Raw genomic sequence first — 15,618 nt, 5'->3', positions numbered from 1 at the left:
CCTTATAAACCATGAATATATAGATGGTCTTGGTTAAGATACGGTACTCCCTTCCCAAACGTTGTCGCAAAGCAGTAAAAAACCTTTTCCATTATTTTATCCTGGAAAAGGGTCATCTTTTTACTCATTCTTTGCCCTTTATCTTCCAGAATCAAGTATGTATCCATACCTGTTCTGCTGGTTAGCACCGTTCATCGCGCCGGGAACACTTGTCCGCGCTAGCTCGTTGCGCGATGTGGTTGCCGGGCTTCATCGGGCCAGTCCCTCCGCCTGCTCGGGATACAAGGGTCTTCCGTTCTCAATGAGCATATCTTATTTAGGTTTGGATGTCAATAAAGAAAAATACTTGGTTGTTCGTTCGACCGTGCTACCGAACTACATATTCACCGCGGATCATAATGTCCGCCGGGCCTTTTACAACTTTGAGGCCACGGCCGTCATCGCGCGGCAACAACAAATGGTGATTGGCTGGTACCGGCTCGCCCTGCGTAATGTTCGTGCCTGCGGTCAAATCCGGGAGACCATACCCTTCGCCCGGCGGCGTATGAGCGACCACTTTTCCGGTCCGAACAATAAATTCCGTGCCCGCATAGCCAATAATCGTCTTTCCTGCCGGAACTTTTTCCACGATCAGCTTCGCCGCAGCCGGTGTCTGCGTGTCGCTTGCCGGTTTGCCGGGCTGGGATTTCACCACATTCAAAATCTCCTGCTTTACTTTCTCCACATAGCTCTTCGTTACAACCGGATCTGCATCGGAGCCGGGCTCAGGCGTAGCTGCCAAACCGGTGGACACCGCCCCGATCACCAAGGCCAACGCGGCACCTGCCAATCCATATCCCCATTTTTTCATGTACATTCCTCCCTGCGTATACTGATCTAAGGGAAGAAGCCGGGCATCTCTCCCCGGCTTTTCCATCCTCCCAATTACGGTATAAATGGTTATCTAATTGTATATACGCCCGGGAAGGAATTTTGTTGTGAATCCATGCTTTACTTTACATAAACGAACAGATTATCCCCTCTCGTTTCGACAAGGATGGACGGAAAGTCGCTGTCCAATTTTTCAAGCGAAAGCCAGAGGACACCTTTTTCGTTGCGTACATATGCATTATTTTTGCTCGGATATTTGCGCACAGTTTCACCACAGCGCATGGTCGCTATTTCCTGGGACGCATCCCAATAAACTTGGCAACCATACAATTGGGCAAACGGGCGAAGCGCGATAAACCATTTGCCATCGATTTTTTTCGCAACGCTTTCGCCCGCAGGAATACCAGCCACCGAAGCAGTCCCGTTCGAATGTAGAACAAGAGCAGTGGAACCATGCAAATACGAAATCGCCTTGATAACCTGCTCATTCGGGTTTTCTACGATAATATCCGGCGTAATGCCGTGCCCGTTGATCTTCCGAAGTTTCGGGGAGAAATACTCTTCGATCGTCAGCTTTAAAATCCCGCCTTGTTTCAACGGTACCAATTCCTGAACCGTGCCTTTGCCGAATGTTTTGGTGCCGACGATTTTGGCAACATTGTAATCCTGTAGCGCGCCTGTCAGCACTTCGGACGCGCTGGCCGTTCCTCCGTTTACAAGGACGACAACCGGAAGCGAGATCGCTCCGGATTTGGCCATAATCGCCGTTCGTTTGCCGCTTCGATCTTTTACATATACAAGCGCGCCTTTATCGATAAATTCATCGGCAATTTCCAGCGCCGCATCCAGGTAGCCGCCGCCGTTGTCGCGCAAGTCAAGAATCAACCCCTTCATCCCGTCCTTTCGCAGCTTGGCGAGATGCTTGCGAAACACTTCTGCGCTATTTTCAGAAAATGTGTAAAGCACCATATATCCAATTTTATTGTCCAGCATGACACTATCGACCGGCGAGAATTGCAGCGCCTCACGCATGAGTGAAACTATCTGCTCCTTTCCCGCGCGTTTAATCGTAAGTTCTATGCTGGAACCGACTTCACCTTTCATCCATTCCGTAACCTGCTCGATAGACTGCCCGGCAACCCGCTTGCCGTCAACAGCAATGATTTCGTCACCTGCCCGCAAACCAGCTTTTGCCGCAGTCGAACCTTCAAATACACTTTCGATGAGCAATTTGTTATTTTCTTGCTGAATATATACGCCAATGCCTACGAACGTACCTTCTAAGTTGTTATAAAATTCTTCAAACTCCTCATTCGTAAAATAGGTAGTGTAAAGGTCGCCCGTTTCCTCCAACAGCCCGCGAATGGCGCCATCTGTGAGACGCTTTACATCCAGCTGGCTGTTCAAATGTTTTTCCATTACGGTTTGCAGCACTTCATGAATCCGTGCTTCCTCTGCGGCATACGGATTGTTTGCGGCATTCGGCACATTCTCCGCCGCCAGCGTCGGAGCGGCCATGCTTCCTGCTACGGCCATAAGCATGCTCCATACAAGTAAGTGTTTCATCGTTTTTTTCAAAGTACTCAACTTCCTCTCCCTATTCACATTTTGCTGCTTGGTTTACTTCCTTCCTCTTAACTATCATTCGACGCGCGCGCCAACTATCCTTTTTTTTCCTCGTATACAGCGAGCGCGGCAAACACTTTGCGCCGCATCCACTGACGGTTGATCTGCCTCCCATGAATCACCAACTGGGAGGAACGGCCACCGTCAAGATTAAGCGCGATATGACAGCCGACCTGCCGCAAAATATGTGCCAGTTCGCGACAGGTCAATCCTGAAGGGCGGCCATCCGTCACCGCAAAAATAACATCCGTCTCTGTCAATCCAACGGCCGTGCGCGGATGAGACTCCGCCGCAATCGTCGTTTCTATATGCGGACTTGCCACAAGGCCCGGCAACAGCAGCGGCGACGACTCCACCGCCCAGTGCGCCTCCTGGAAATCAGCAATCGTTCTTCCTTTCACCGTGTCGATCCGGACGATACCTGCGACATCCCGATACAGGTAAAAGCCGCCCATTGAACGGTCAACAGTCGTGCCATTGCTGTATTTCATGCCGGAGATGGAATACCCGCCATCAAGGTGGAAAAAGTTTGCGTTCATTAGAATTATCGGCACTTCCTGTCCTTCTTTTTTGAGCCTGTCATACATACGGGTAAGCCATTCCCCTTCCGGAAGACAGGGAAGCAATTCAATGGGCGTTCGTCGTGAAACCTTTACAAAATGCACCGCCTTTTCTTTCCAATATTTCATTCTACTCTCTGTTCTCTCCTTTTCGTCATCGACCGTATTTTATGGTAAAATAGAAAAGATATTTTGCGGAGGAAAGTACATAGTATTACAGAATACAATGCACTTTCCCAAACATTGAAAAAATGGGACACGCCTGTGTCTTATTTTTTCAGGCACATAAGGATGGGCATCGGTTATGTTATTTCATACGGCTGAATTCTTTTTTCTTCTTATTATTACGTTTATTTGTTATTACTTGTTTCGCAACGCCCGGCTTGTCATTTTAAGCGTAGCCAACTGCCTGTTTTACGCGGCAGCAAGCTGGGGGTTTCTCGGGCTATTTCTTGGCATGTCGTTTACTTCCTATTTAATCGCCCGGCGAATTCCGAAAGGACAAAGTCGGTTCTGGCTCACGATCGGAATTATTCTGAACGTGGCCAACCTAGCATTCTTTAAATATTCTATGTTCATCATTCAAAACCTGGAAGCGGTAACCGGCCTGACGCTGGTCGCCAAAGACGGATTTTGGGCCCATATCGTGCTTCCGATCGGTATTTCCTTTTATACGTTCCAGCTTATCGCCTATCTGACAGACGTATATAAAGGTCGTATCGAGCCTACGGATTCATATCTTCGCTTCTGGGTATTTATCGCGTTTTTCCCGCACCAGCTGGCGGGCCCGATCATGCGTGGGCATGAATTCATGCCCCAGGTAGAACAGACACATAAACTAACGCTGACACCGACGGAATTCAAATACGGTGTCTACCTCATTCTATGGGGACTTGCAAAAAAAATTCTGATCGCGGATCAAGTGTCTCCCATCGTTGATGAATATTTCAAAAATCCAGCTGACTTGACAATGGCCCAAGCCTGGACAGGCGCATATTTGTTCGGATTTCAAATTTACGCCGATTTTTCCGCGTACAGCGATATGGCGGTCGGACTCGGGTATCTGTTCGGATACCGCCTACCACTAAACTTCTTAAGCCCGTATATTAGCGCGAATGCGACCGAATTCTGGCGACGCTGGCACATTACACTATCGAGCTGGATTCGTGACTACATCTACATTCCGCTGGGAGGTTCGCGCAAAGGCCGCTTACGCAAGGACGTCAACCTGCTTGCGGCGATGTTGATTTCGGGACTATGGCACGGCGCGATGTGGACATTCGTCATCTGGGGCTTCCTGCACGGAATGCTGCTGATTATTCATAAATGGTATGCAGACGGACTGAAAAAGCTGTTGGATGCGCTGCCTTCGCCAGGCAAAGCTGTCTCTCGCATAATAGCCGTGCTATACCGGATAATCGCCGTGGTTCTCTTTTTCCACATTACCACGGTTACATGGGTATTTTTCCGGGCAGAAAGCGTGCAGGACGCGTTCGATTATGTAACGGCCATGTTTGACCCGGCAGGCTGGGCCAATTTCGTGCAGCAAATTTCATCACAGGCGTTCTACCTACAGATCGTCCTGGTGCTGTACGCTGCCCACTTGCTGGAATATATCGTGCGCCGCAATGAAGAAGGAATCGCAGCATGGTGGCACCGCCTGGTTCCGTCTCCTGTGCGTGGAATCGTATACGCCCTGCTTGTGTTCGTCGTTATCGCCATGATTAAGGGTGAGAAGCATGATTTTATCTATTTTCAGTTTTAAATTAAACAAAAAAGGGAGCTTCCTTCAACTTGTCAGAAATGAGAAAGGAGAAGTTACATTAAGACGCTCAAAGAGACGTCGGAAGCAGTCGTGGTGGATGCGCGGATTTTTGTGGGCTTTGTTGCTTGTGGCGCTGTGCGAAGCGTTCATTTTCCGCAATCCGGCGCTGTACGGAATGAGCCCGGCCAGCTTTATCGGGCAAATTACAGATGTCGAGAAACGACTGGAAAGCCAGAATACAGCGAAAATCAAACTGCTTGTACTCGGCGATTCGCAAAGCATGGACGCGCTGCGCCCGCCGCTGCTCGCCGCAAGGTACGGCCTGAAACCGGATGAAGTGTTCAACCTGAGCATAAGCGGTGGCAAAGCGGTTGATATGCTGCACCTGTATGAGAAGCACAAGCAAGATCTGCCGAACCTTCAGCACGTCATTATTTCGGTAAACGAGCACCAGTTAAACGCTTCTACTGATTTTTCAGACAACAAATTCCGCTATCACGCGACGCTTGCGGAACGGTTGCAGGTGCCGCATTTCGAAAACAAAATGGATCTGGCTTTCGGCTGGCTGCTTTATTCATATGGACTGCGTGAAGTGTGGACCGAGATGGCGAAGCTGTACTGGGAAGACAAGCTGCCGCAGCCACCGCGGGATCAATACAAATACAAATGGGGGCTGCCGCCTGTGGAAGCCCGCGAGGCCAATCACCTTGGCCCAGCCTATGCTGCCGAAGTAGCCAAGCGATGGATGCGCGACTACCAGTTAAAAGGCGTGGAAACGAACGCCCTGGAACGGCTGATGAAAGAATTGTCCAAGCAGGGAGTATCGTTCACCGTAGTCCAGCTTCCGCGTACGCAGGCGTTTGAAACCATTATGAAAAAACAGTACGCTTCCGAGCAGGCCGCTTACCGTCATCTAGTCGGAGAACTGTCGACCAGATATAATGGGAGATTCATAATCATCCCGCCGACGCTGGATGATTCGTATTTCCGCGATGCGAACCATGTGAACAAGAAGGGCGCAGAAAAAATTACGGCAGAGCTGTCCTTATAGCTCTGCCGCTTTCTCACCATTTTCCGCGCTTATTGCTGCTTCATCGTGAAAATTTCCCGATCATGCTCTCCGATCTTCATATCATAGAATCGCAAATCCTTCTTCGTGACCATGTTTTCACACAAAGTTTTTAATCCGCCTTTCATATCCGCTATATCATACTGGACAGAATCGATAACTGCTCTGCTTTCAAGCTGATTGTTTCGGATCGCGTGTACCATCTGGTGCAATTCTTTCTGCCCGACTTCCAGTATATCTACGCGCTGTTCCAGCTTATCCATGCGTCCTTCCAACGTATCCATGCGCTGTCCGAGCTTGTCCATACGCACTTCCAACGTATCCATGCGCTGTTCGAGCTTGTCCATACGCACTTCCAACGTATCCATGCGCTGTTCGAGCTTGTCCATACGCACTTCCAGCGTATCCATGCGCTGTTCGAGCTTGTCCATACGCACTTCCAACGTATCCATGCGCTGTTCAAGCTTGCCCATGCGCTGTTCCACTTTGTCGAGCCGATTATCTATATTTTCCAACTTCTGATTAACATGCTGCAGCTCGCCCAATATCCGGTTCAACACAGCTTCCATCCCATTGCCTCCCCGTGATTTTATGCACTCATTATACCACAAAAGCCGATCGATGCATTCAATTATTTTACATTTTTTAACAAACGGGAGACTTGTAGACTTTGCTGCTCTCCCTTTTTCCACGACGAAGCGGAACAGAGGCCTGTATTACTGCGGGCAGACAAGATGCATTCGCGTCAGAGTTGAAAACTTTTCAAAACATATGATTGAATATTCATTCACTTATACAAACAACAGACTTCTTTGCAAATTTTTATGTGTGAATAAATGTGAAAAGTTATGAGTGAATATTCATTCACAAATAAATATAAAATATCATCCAAGCCGCATTATTCAATAAACACCGTCTGACTTTCTGCATCCCAACGTGCCTTCGCGCCCAAAGCTTGCACGACATGATAAACCGGAAGCATCATCCGTTCATTTTTAATCTCTGCAACCACATCGGTCGGGACAACCGTTCCGTTTACCATAATCTTTCGTTCTCCTACCTTGATTTGTACGACCTTATCGCCTTTGAATAAAGTAACCGTATGTGCTGCTTTGTCCCAGACGATATCCTTCTCCCCTACACCAAGTACTTCGGCGACATAGCGAACAGGTAAATAGGTACGGTCATCCTTAATGTACGGAGCCGCATCCATAACTTTCTCGTTATCGCCGATTCTATAAATAGTACTGCCTATCGTAAACGAGCCGCTCATTTTTGTATCAGTCGGGGCAGGCGTGATAACGCTTGCATACTGAAACGCAGAACCTGTCGTTACATTGAAAACTTTGCTATTGAATGGATGGGATAGCGCATAGCCCGCAACTTTCGCTTCCATGACTCCTTCCGGCACGCTCCGATCCAGGCCAAGCTTAATTCCCGAAATTCTAATTTTGGAAGGTTTGGTGCTCTCCGCTTTCACATTGAATGTAATCGCATCGTATATAGATTCCGCCTTTACAATCTGCACGGAAGCTGTATCAATTTTCAAATCCCCTTCTATGACTTCAACTTTCGGCGTCGTGGTATATGTAACCCCTTTTGGAAGATAAACCACGACGAATCCGTTCTCCGTCCCAAGCGGTCCCATATCGATCGCCTTTCTAATGGCACCCGGCATTGTCTCAGCGAGGAAAATATCAGGTGCTTCCTGCCCCTGCAAACCAATTCTCAACTTTCCTTCCCCCGCCGCTTTAGGAATCACCGGGGGGATGACTTTAGCGACGAGAACTTTTTGCTTTTCGATACCCGCTCCCTCAACCGTCGCCTCGATATCGCCCAGGGTACCTGTCTTCACGGCGATGGCTGCTTCAAAGACAAGCTTGCGCTTGCTGCCGGAAGGCGTGGACGTGGAAGGAATGGTGAACGTAATCCGATTACTATCGCTGTTGACAACGCCTCTCACGTCGCTGCCTGAATAACTGATAAGATGCCTCACTATATTGCCGGAAGGCGTAACCGTTCCAACGATTTTCACAGTGCTCGGGAACTCGACTTCAACTTCCCGCCCTCCTATGAACGCGCCTGGCGAAGTTTCTTCAATCGTCATTTTGACAACTTTTTTGTCATCAAATTTACTGGAAAGAATCTGGTTAACTTGCTCTACCTTTATATTCGCTCCCCACTTCTGATACTTCGCCACAACCACTTCCGCATCGCTCAGTTCCGTACCGGAAATCGATACGTATACATCCCCCGGAACGGCTCCGTCTTTCGGCTTCACCCTCGGTTTTACATAAAGAAAACCGCGATCCTTACTCCCTGCTGGAATATTCAACGTTGCCCGTAATGTATTCCCATCCTTAATAATATTTGTAAAAGTCGCTCCGGTAAATCCGCCCGTACCTGTCAGCTTGATGTCCCGCCATTCAAACTGCGACGGCAAGCGGAACGTAACCGGCGTAGAGGAGCCCCGCGTAATCTGTCCTGGAGAAGCCTCTTCAATCCGTACTATACCTGTGTCAGCTTCCGTTTCCCCTATCGCCTCTACCGTATCAGCAACGGCTATCGTCTTGCCTGTCCGAACAATAGCGAACGTATACTCGCCGGAAGTAATGGTGCTATCCATCGGCTCCACCTTGACCTTCAGTTCGCCTGTCGCACCATTCACTTTGATATCCAGGGGAATCCGTATCTTGTCCGCTTGATCCCCATCGTTGTTCACGATATTCGGGCCTGCCGGTGTAACGACCAGAGTGCTCTCCGTCATCAGTACCGCCGTGGCGTTTTCCAAACCCGCCGGAACTCGATTCCATTCCACTCCTGGCGGCAATGTCACACGAAATGTGTCTCTAGTAGTAAAGTCGATATCCTTTTCGCCTACATACAAACTGGCAGCCGGATTGCCATCAGCATGATAATTAGACGAAAGATGTAAAATCCGGTCTACGTAATTGTTGCTGTTCGCTTCTACTATAGACATCCAGGGCATCACTGCCAGAGGCGCCGCTAGTGCCACAAAAGAAACCTGCCGTACTCCTTTATACCATTTTTTGTGACCTCTTTTCATCACTTTCCCCCTTTTATGCTCTTGTTTTTGCCTCTCACCATGCCAGAACACGATCAATAGAAAGCGCTATCATTTCCTTGAGCACTCACCCCCCTAAAAATTCTAATATTTTCATATATTTAGATTATATATACAAAATTTTGGAATCGTCAACAAAAAATATAAATAATCATTCTTTTTAAAATATTCTTTGAGACAAAAAAATAGGAGACACTCGCAAGTGTCTCATCAAATGGTTCTGCCTCCCTTTCTCCATCACAATCAACCTTTTATCCGAAATGTTCCGCCGCCTGAATCGACCATTCACTGAAATCAGGATTTTGCTTTTTCCGTGATTCTTTATCATACACAAGCTTCCAGCGCGTGACTGATTTCGGCGCAAGCTTCACCTGCGATAAATCAAAAGCCTGCGCAGCGACGACATCTCCGGCCGCATCGCGCAGCACGAACGCCATATCTTTTTTTAGCGCCACTTCTTCCGTTCGGCCATTGCGCAGGAATAAGTCAACCACTAAGCTTCCATCTTCCACATCATCCACCGCGGCACCAATAAAGTTGATCTGGGCCTCCGTCTCTTGAATCGCTTTTCGAATATTTTCCGTCACTTGCTGTTCCTGTTTTTCCATGTACTCACGCATCGAGAAATGTACCGCCGGTTCAAAGTCTAGCTCCGAAACGACCGGGCGAACCGAGCTATCCTCCATATGGAAGCCTACCTTCCAAGACGAAAAGTCGGCCTGTGGTACCAGGAAGTCATGATGTGGGAACAAAAAGCGCAACGGCACCGCGCTATGCGCGGGAATCACCGTCTCCTTCATGTCAAACATACTGCGGGCCACCGTATTTTGATTGGCATCCTGTAACACCAGCGGCAGCCGTTCCAGAGAAATGTCCGCATCCATATTGTTGCGCAGCACCAGCATCAGCTTCAGCCCGTTCACTTCCTGCTCGATTTTATAGCCGTCAATCGCAACCTGTCCTTCCGCAATCGGGGACAACTCGCTTATGAAGAACTGAAGTACGTATCCTTCCTCCTGAGAAAAACTCTTATCGTGCCCCGGCAGGAAATAAAGTTTCATTCTCGTATTTGTTTCCTCTACTTCGCCGGCCGCTTCCGCTTGTTCCTCTTTCTTTACCGTATTCTCTGCTGTCTCCGCTTCCAACGCTGCACCCGAAGAGCGGAGTTTTTTAAAAAACGAAATCATAGGTAGAATTCCTCCTTTTGTTCCTTGTCTATTATATCCTTTTTGCATGCAAAGCAGAAGGATAAAACAATGGAAAGTAAGAAAAATCTCCGGTGGCAGAACAGAACAAGCCGTTCCGTCGTCTTTTCTCTTATTTCTGTTCCCGCTCCTGCAATAACGCGCGGCGCAGCTTGCCCAAGGCCCGTTGCTTGCATTTTTTCATACGTTCATACGGCACATTCAGCCGCCTGGCAACCGCCCGCAAAGAATAGCCGTCACGAATATGCAAGGTTAGGCAAAGCGCCTCCATCTCCGACAAATATGCCATCCACGCCTCCCAGACAAGGGACGCATCCGGCGGCAATAAGTCCGCGTCTTCCCATTCCGGTGTCCCTTCCTGTTCCTCTTCATCCCCTTGTGCCGTAAGAAGGCGATGACGGTCATACCAGCGTCGTTCCTGCGCGTACCAGTTCAGTAGTGCGCCTCGCACAACCATAAACAAATAGCTGGAAAGCGAAGCGCCCCGTTCCGGATTATACAGCCCGAGCTTCTGCCAGCAGGCGATTCGCGCCACCTGTTTCGCTTCCTCACGCACCACTCCGGCAGAGTAACGGGATATCCAGCGCTCCAGCAACGGTTCATATTCCTGGAAAAAAAGTGCCCAATCTTTCTCTTCCATACTTCTTGTCCCCCATTGTGCGAGGGCCGGCCCTGCAAAGATTGCGCGCACTTTCATCCTAGCGGAAGCGCGCATTCGGCGCAGAACACGGTTATGGAATAGAGAAAAATTGTTCACCTTTTCATATGGGACATAGCGACTATCACGAGATAGGCGTCAGTTTTTACACTTTTCCGCCGTAATAGGGGAAAATTGAGCTTCTTTCCTGATGCGGGCCGTAAATTTATAATACACAAACTCGGCGTGAATCAGCTGCTTTTTCAAGCGCTGGAATGAATACGGAAGCTCCAGCGTATGGTTATCTTCAAGGACAAGGGTCACAGAGGCATCGTGCGAATGGAAACGGTAGGACTGGATAGAAGACATACTTACGTACGCTGTTCGGTGTGCCGCGTTGTCGTACCGCGGATACCAAAACGGTATGAGCGTCAGCCCGGCGGAAAGCACGAACGGCGCATGCTTACGCTGACCCAGTATCTCATAGGAAAAACGTAAAAGAAGCTTTTCGCTCATACAAAACCAGCGAATTAAACGCTTACAAAAATCCTTGCTGTTGCAGACTACATAATAAGTATCTGCACCAACATACAAAACCGTAACATCCCCCACACCCGGCTGCCGCGCCGGATAAAACGCATGGCCATGCCGCGCAAATTGCTCAACCGCTTCTGCCACTTCGACAAACTCCTCCATATAATCCCTCCCTATATACTACATTTTTAGGAATAATGTCCTTAGGTATATTATATCAACATTTTTTGTAAAATCAGGATATGATTCATCGCAAGTTTCATGATGATTTCCTAATATTTGTTGTTTTTCAACAAAAATCTATCCTGCTATCTTTACCGTCTCGACATCTGTATGATAGAACCTCATGTTCCCTGCCCGCTCGTCCTTTTTTTGCAACAAAGGAAGAAGCGCTGCAAGTGTATTTCGCAGCGCCTTATGCAACAAACATTACTGGGCGGAACCGCCGCCAGCGGATGCTCCTGCGGCAACCCAAGGTTTCTCATATGCCAGCTTCAGATTATCAAGTTGAATCAATGTGTCAAAAATTTTCTTTTTCTTATCGGCTACTGCCAGCTCGGCAGCGGTCACGTCAGCTTTAATTCCTACGCCGGTATCATAGCGTACTTGCGCCATTTTCAACGTTTCTTCCGCTTTTTTAAGCTCAATCGTTAACGCTTTGTACTGATCTTCCAGTTGCTTGATAGAATAATAGATAGCACGCATGCCGTCGGCCAAATTTTTCTTCGTATCATCCACTTTATTGGCCACTTGCCGTACTCCAATTTCTTCCGCTTTGTAAGAAGTTGAGCTACTTGCATTATACGTATATAGCTCCACATTCAAACGCTGGATTTTCAACTGTTTTTCCGCCATATCGACCAAATCGCTGTTGGAGACGACGTACGTTATATCATTTTCCAGGTCGGTTTCGCTTCTCTCAAACGGTTTGAACTGTGGTTCATCAACGAGCGCAAAACGTGCCTCCTGCGGAGCACCAATGAGCGCATTCAGCTTCGTCCAGGCATCATCCAGCGCTTTGTCCGCGGCAGCTTTCTGTTTTAGAGCCGATTCATATTTCCCTTCTTCCTGGCTTAATTCGTACTGGCTCAGCGCCCCTTCTGATGCTTTATAGAAAGCCACATCTTTTTGCACTTCCTGGTTTTTGACATTGGCCTCAGCCAGCTCTTTCTGTTTCTGCGCTTTTAAAACATTGTTGTAAGCTGTTTTCACCGAATAAATAATGTTGTCTTTTTCCAGATCATATTTGCGCTTGCTGATGCCCCAAGCCGTATCCGCTTGTATTAAAGCTTTCGCCTTGGCACGCTCTGCTGCTTCTTTCTCTCCGTTGCCTACACCGATAGGATAAGATTGAATACCGGAGCCGATAGTTTGTCGAATTTCAAACGAGCGATCGATTTCATCCGCCGCATTTTTGAGCGGGATGCTTGCGTTAAACGCCCGTTCCAGCGCCTGTTCATACGTAAGCGACTGGCTCTGGACGACCGAAGTTGTTTCAGCCGCGTATACCGGAAGGGAAAGCGGGAATAATAGAGCAGTAGAAAGGACAAAAGCAGGTAGCTTTTTCATATTTTTCATCTCCCTCTAACAAAAGGAAAATAAAGTTGTAAGAAAAAAGGAACTCCCAGATGGGAGCCCCTTTTTCATGTAGTTGTCAAGCTTATTATTTCACTTGGATTGTGATTTCGCTCGTTTCTTTGTTCCAGTTGATTTCAGCATTCAGCGCGTTAGCCAGGTAACGGATCGGAACCATTACGCGGTTGTTTGTTTTCTCTTTATTGCGCCATACCGGAACATCCATCGGAGTTTTTACACCGTTAATTGTCAGGAACTTGTCGCCGACTTTACCGGAAATTACGCGGTCGCCTTTGAAGATCGTGAACGTGCTTGTTTTGTCATCCCAAATGATTTGATCGTCGGATACGTTCAGCGCGTTAGCAGCGAAGCGTACCGGCAGGTAAGCGCGATCCCAGCCTACAAGCGGAGCAGCATCCATTTCGATTTCTTTGCCGTCAACCGTGTATGTTTTGCTGTTGAGCTTGAATACAATATTCTTCGCTGTTGTATCGGACGGAGCCGGCGTGATCGTTGAACCAATTTTGAAAGTTACAGCATGTTGTGTATTGAATGTGCCCGGATTCTTATTATCAGTTCCTGTATAAAGGCCTGTTCCTACCCAACCTTTAGAGTCTTTCACATAGTTCTCAACAACTGCAGAGCCACCGATTTTCGCTTCGATATCGCCTTCCGGAACGGTACGATCCAGCGTCAGACGAACATCAGAAACTTTCAACTTCATCGGCTTAGAAGTGCTTTCCCCTTTAATCGGGATAGCCAGCGCATTGTCGTTTTCAATGCGGCGAACGTTGCTCGTATCGATCGTGCCGTCGCCTTCTACAACTTCAACTTTCGGTACTTTAGAGAATTTCACGCCGCTAGCGAGACGAACGATGATTTCTCCATTTCCGCTCGGACCTTCAACATTCTTTTCAAATACACCTTTTTTCGCTTCTGTAATGTAGAAGGTAGGACCTTCCTGATCCTGCGCACCAATTTTCAGTTTTGCAGTGTCACCTTCCACAGAAACGGCTGCCGGAGCGATGGCTTTCGCAACGACTGCTTTTTGTTCGTTGATACCGCCACCGGAAACAGTAGCTTCAATGTCGCCCGTTTTGTTAGCATCGATGCTCAGACGAACTTTAAATTCAATTTTTCCAGGCGTTGTGTTTTCTTTAGTAGTTGGGTTCTTAATTGTAATGCTAAACTCATCGTCTGTACCGTCAATATCTGTCGGTTTGATAGCTTCCACTCCAGATGTGCTCCAGTCAGACACTTCAACAACTTTCACCCAAGACGGGAACTTCACATCAATATCGCGTTCTTTGTAGAAAGAACCCGGTACAGATTCCTCAATCGTGATTTTAGCTGTCTTCGTATATTCATCGAATTTACCAGCTACCAGCTCTTCTACTTTTTCAACTTTAATATTAGCATCGTAATCGCCATATTTTGCTACTGTCAGGTCAGCATCAGAGAAATCGCCGCCACTAATGTTAACAGTTACATCTGTGCCTTTTGCAGCATCACTTTTCGCTTTAATGCCAGGCGTGATGTAGATGTAACCAGGAGTCTTAGTCTTTTCTTTAAGTTTTACCGGAATTGTTATTGTACTATCATCGTTTTTAACAGGAGAGCCTATTTCTGCATTACCAATAAAGCCACCACCAGGTGTAACCTTTGTGTCAGACAAGTTCCATTCAAAGTTGGACGGTAACTTCAATTTCAGATTATGTGTTGTATCTGCTGAAATAGCTTCAGCAAAGTTTTCGTCAATACGAATTTGTCCGCCTATACCGTTCTTACCAATGTAACGAACAGTATCCACAACAGCACGTGTATTACCAGTGTTTACTGTAGCAAATACGTATTCACCGGAAGTAACAGTGCTGTTCATGCTATCAATTTTCAATTTCAGTTCACCGCTGGCACCATTCATTTTCACATACAGCGGAATATTAATTGCATATTTGTCATCCGCTTCTCCATCGTCAAAACCTGTACCTAGAGGACGAACTTCAATCGTTCTGCTTGAAATGACATTAACTTCTGCTTTCGTGTCAGCAGCAGCTTCACTTTCAGAGCTGAAAGTTTTACCTGTCTTATCAACATAAAATTTAGAAGAATTAGGGAAGTTCCATTCAGTACCAGCCGGCAGCTCCACACGGAACGTATCGCTCGTAGCCACTCCAAAGTTTGTGTCATCTTCTTTAATAATAAGGTGGGATTCACCCTTTAATGTTCCATTGCTGCCTACATTCACTTTCTTATCAACAAGGTTTGTGCTGTTCGCGCTTACTACACCTGCGCCGAACGGAGCAGCTACAGAAGCGAGAAGCGCAGAAGTCGTTAAAACTTTAAGAGCTTTATTCGTCTTCACGTTTTTTTCCTCCTAAGTTAGGGTAATATTTTTGCGGAATTTGCCACCGTGTTTACCATTCCGATTCTTAGCCGTCAGTAAACACGTGTCTTCATTGTGAAGGAACATTTCCGCTTTCGGTTCGGTTGAGAGTATTGTTTATCTATATATCTCGAGCCTCTTACTCCCACTATGTACCTTCACCCCCTTTCGAGGAGTAGAGCTCTTCTTATGTACAATGTAGTATAATGAAAGTTTCACGTGAGACTAAATCATAGAATGACTCTGGTATAATCTACTATTTCATGTCTCACAAAGCACAGTATACAATGCCCCAGTCTAAAAGTAAAT

12 protein-coding genes and 1 riboswitch are annotated in these 15,618 nt (G+C 47.4%); of the genes, 2 read left to right on the top strand and 10 right to left on the bottom strand.

What is annotated here, in order from left to right; genetic code table 11:
• Nucleotides 1–135: 135 nt before the first annotated feature.
• Nucleotides 136–286: riboswitch (SAM riboswitch) on the bottom strand.
• A gap of 81 nt (nt 287–367) precedes the next feature.
• The 3 genes from ACH33_RS01915 to ACH33_RS01905 all read right to left on the bottom strand — a co-directional run bounded on the left by ACH33_RS01915 (nt 368) and on the right by ACH33_RS01905 (nt 3,185).
• Entirely contained in the window at nt 368–850 is a 483-nt protein-coding gene (locus tag ACH33_RS01915) for a hypothetical protein (protein WP_139184989.1), read from the bottom strand.
• A gap of 140 nt (nt 851–990) precedes the next feature.
• Complete coding sequence (locus tag ACH33_RS01910) at nt 991–2,436, bottom strand: S41 family peptidase (RefSeq protein ID WP_139184990.1); 1,446 nt, start codon at nt 2,434–2,436, stop codon at nt 991–993.
• A 95-nt stretch (nt 2,437–2,531) separates the two neighbouring features.
• Nucleotides 2,532–3,185: a phosphodiester glycosidase family protein gene (locus ACH33_RS01905; RefSeq protein ID WP_057897484.1), complete on the bottom strand. Its 654-nt coding sequence runs from the start codon at nt 3,183–3,185 to the stop codon at nt 2,532–2,534.
• Nucleotides 3,186–3,360: 175 nt separating this feature from the next.
• Here ACH33_RS01905 and ACH33_RS01900 point away from each other — a divergent pair, with 175 nt between their 5' ends.
• Together ACH33_RS01900 and ACH33_RS01895 are read left to right on the top strand one after the other, a co-directional pair.
• Nucleotides 3,361–4,821 carry an MBOAT family O-acyltransferase gene (locus ACH33_RS01900; RefSeq protein ID WP_057897483.1) on the top strand — a complete coding sequence of 487 codons (1,461 nt, stop codon included), beginning with the start codon at nt 3,361–3,363 and terminating at the stop codon, nt 4,819–4,821.
• Nucleotides 4,796–5,872, top strand: coding sequence for a hypothetical protein (locus ACH33_RS01895; protein WP_057897482.1), 1,077 nt, complete (start codon nt 4,796–4,798; stop codon nt 5,870–5,872). The genes ACH33_RS01900 and ACH33_RS01895 overlap by 26 nt, the downstream gene beginning before the upstream one ends.
• A gap of 29 nt (nt 5,873–5,901) precedes the next feature.
• Here ACH33_RS01895 and ACH33_RS01890 read toward each other — a convergent pair whose 3' ends face one another.
• The 7 genes from ACH33_RS01890 to ACH33_RS01860 all read right to left on the bottom strand — a co-directional run bounded on the left by ACH33_RS01890 (nt 5,902) and on the right by ACH33_RS01860 (nt 15,288).
• Entirely contained in the window at nt 5,902–6,459 is a 558-nt protein-coding gene (locus ACH33_RS01890; protein ID WP_057897481.1) for a hypothetical protein, read from the bottom strand.
• A gap of 329 nt (nt 6,460–6,788) precedes the next feature.
• A complete protein-coding gene (locus tag ACH33_RS01885; protein ID WP_057897480.1) occupies nt 6,789–8,957 on the bottom strand; it encodes a copper amine oxidase N-terminal domain-containing protein in 2,169 nt (722 codons plus the stop codon).
• A 269-nt stretch (nt 8,958–9,226) separates the two neighbouring features.
• Nucleotides 9,227–10,162 (bottom strand): SLAP domain-containing protein, encoded by a 936-nt coding sequence (locus ACH33_RS01880; protein ID WP_057897479.1) that lies wholly within the window; start codon nt 10,160–10,162, stop codon nt 9,227–9,229.
• Nucleotides 10,163–10,292: 130 nt separating this feature from the next.
• Nucleotides 10,293–10,820 (bottom strand): sigma-70 family RNA polymerase sigma factor, encoded by a 528-nt coding sequence (locus ACH33_RS01875; RefSeq protein ID WP_057897478.1) that lies wholly within the window; start codon nt 10,818–10,820, stop codon nt 10,293–10,295.
• A 156-nt stretch (nt 10,821–10,976) separates the two neighbouring features.
• Complete coding sequence (locus ACH33_RS01870; RefSeq protein WP_057897477.1) at nt 10,977–11,513, bottom strand: competence protein ComK; 537 nt, start codon at nt 11,511–11,513, stop codon at nt 10,977–10,979.
• Between the two features lie 267 nt (nt 11,514–11,780).
• The gene (locus tag ACH33_RS01865) at nt 11,781–12,920 is read right to left on the bottom strand and encodes a TolC family protein (RefSeq protein ID WP_057897476.1); all 1,140 of its coding nucleotides are present in this window, start codon (nt 12,918–12,920) and stop codon (nt 11,781–11,783) included.
• Between the two features lie 94 nt (nt 12,921–13,014).
• Nucleotides 13,015–15,288, bottom strand: coding sequence for a copper amine oxidase N-terminal domain-containing protein (locus ACH33_RS01860; protein ID WP_057897475.1), 2,274 nt, complete (start codon nt 15,286–15,288; stop codon nt 13,015–13,017).
• Between the last annotated feature and the right edge of the window lie 330 nt (nt 15,289–15,618).

The sequence above is a fragment of the Aneurinibacillus sp. XH2 genome (assembly GCF_001439585.2).
Lineage (GTDB): Bacteria > Bacillota > Bacilli > Aneurinibacillales > Aneurinibacillaceae > Aneurinibacillus > Aneurinibacillus thermoaerophilus.
Note: the sequence above shows the minus strand (reverse complement) of the source record. Positions and strands in the feature narration are given on the sequence as shown.

What these genes read in the sequence shown, in the direction of transcription:
- ACH33_RS01915 (WP_139184989.1), bottom strand. Translation starts at nt 850, where the DNA reads ATGAAAAAATGGGGATATGGATTGGCAGGTGCCGCGTTGGCCTTGGTG.
- ACH33_RS01910 (WP_139184990.1), bottom strand. Translation starts at nt 2,436, where the DNA reads ATGAAACACTTACTTGTATGGAGCATGCTTATGGCCGTAGCAGGAAGC.
- ACH33_RS01905 (WP_057897484.1), bottom strand. Translation starts at nt 3,185, where the DNA reads ATGAAATATTGGAAAGAAAAGGCGGTGCATTTTGTAAAGGTTTCACGA.
- ACH33_RS01900 (WP_057897483.1), top strand. Translation starts at nt 3,361, where the DNA reads ATGTTATTTCATACGGCTGAATTCTTTTTTCTTCTTATTATTACGTTT.
- ACH33_RS01895 (WP_057897482.1), top strand. Translation starts at nt 4,796, where the DNA reads ATGATTTTATCTATTTTCAGTTTTAAATTAAACAAAAAAGGGAGCTTC.
- ACH33_RS01890 (WP_057897481.1), bottom strand. Translation starts at nt 6,459, where the DNA reads ATGGAAGCTGTGTTGAACCGGATATTGGGCGAGCTGCAGCATGTTAAT.
- ACH33_RS01885 (WP_057897480.1), bottom strand. Translation starts at nt 8,957, where the DNA reads ATGAAAAGAGGTCACAAAAAATGGTATAAAGGAGTACGGCAGGTTTCT.
- ACH33_RS01880 (WP_057897479.1), bottom strand. Translation starts at nt 10,162, where the DNA reads ATGATTTCGTTTTTTAAAAAACTCCGCTCTTCGGGTGCAGCGTTGGAA.
- ACH33_RS01875 (WP_057897478.1), bottom strand. Translation starts at nt 10,820, where the DNA reads ATGGAAGAGAAAGATTGGGCACTTTTTTTCCAGGAATATGAACCGTTG.
- ACH33_RS01870 (WP_057897477.1), bottom strand. Translation starts at nt 11,513, where the DNA reads ATGGAGGAGTTTGTCGAAGTGGCAGAAGCGGTTGAGCAATTTGCGCGG.
- ACH33_RS01865 (WP_057897476.1), bottom strand. Translation starts at nt 12,920, where the DNA reads ATGAAAAAGCTACCTGCTTTTGTCCTTTCTACTGCTCTATTATTCCCG.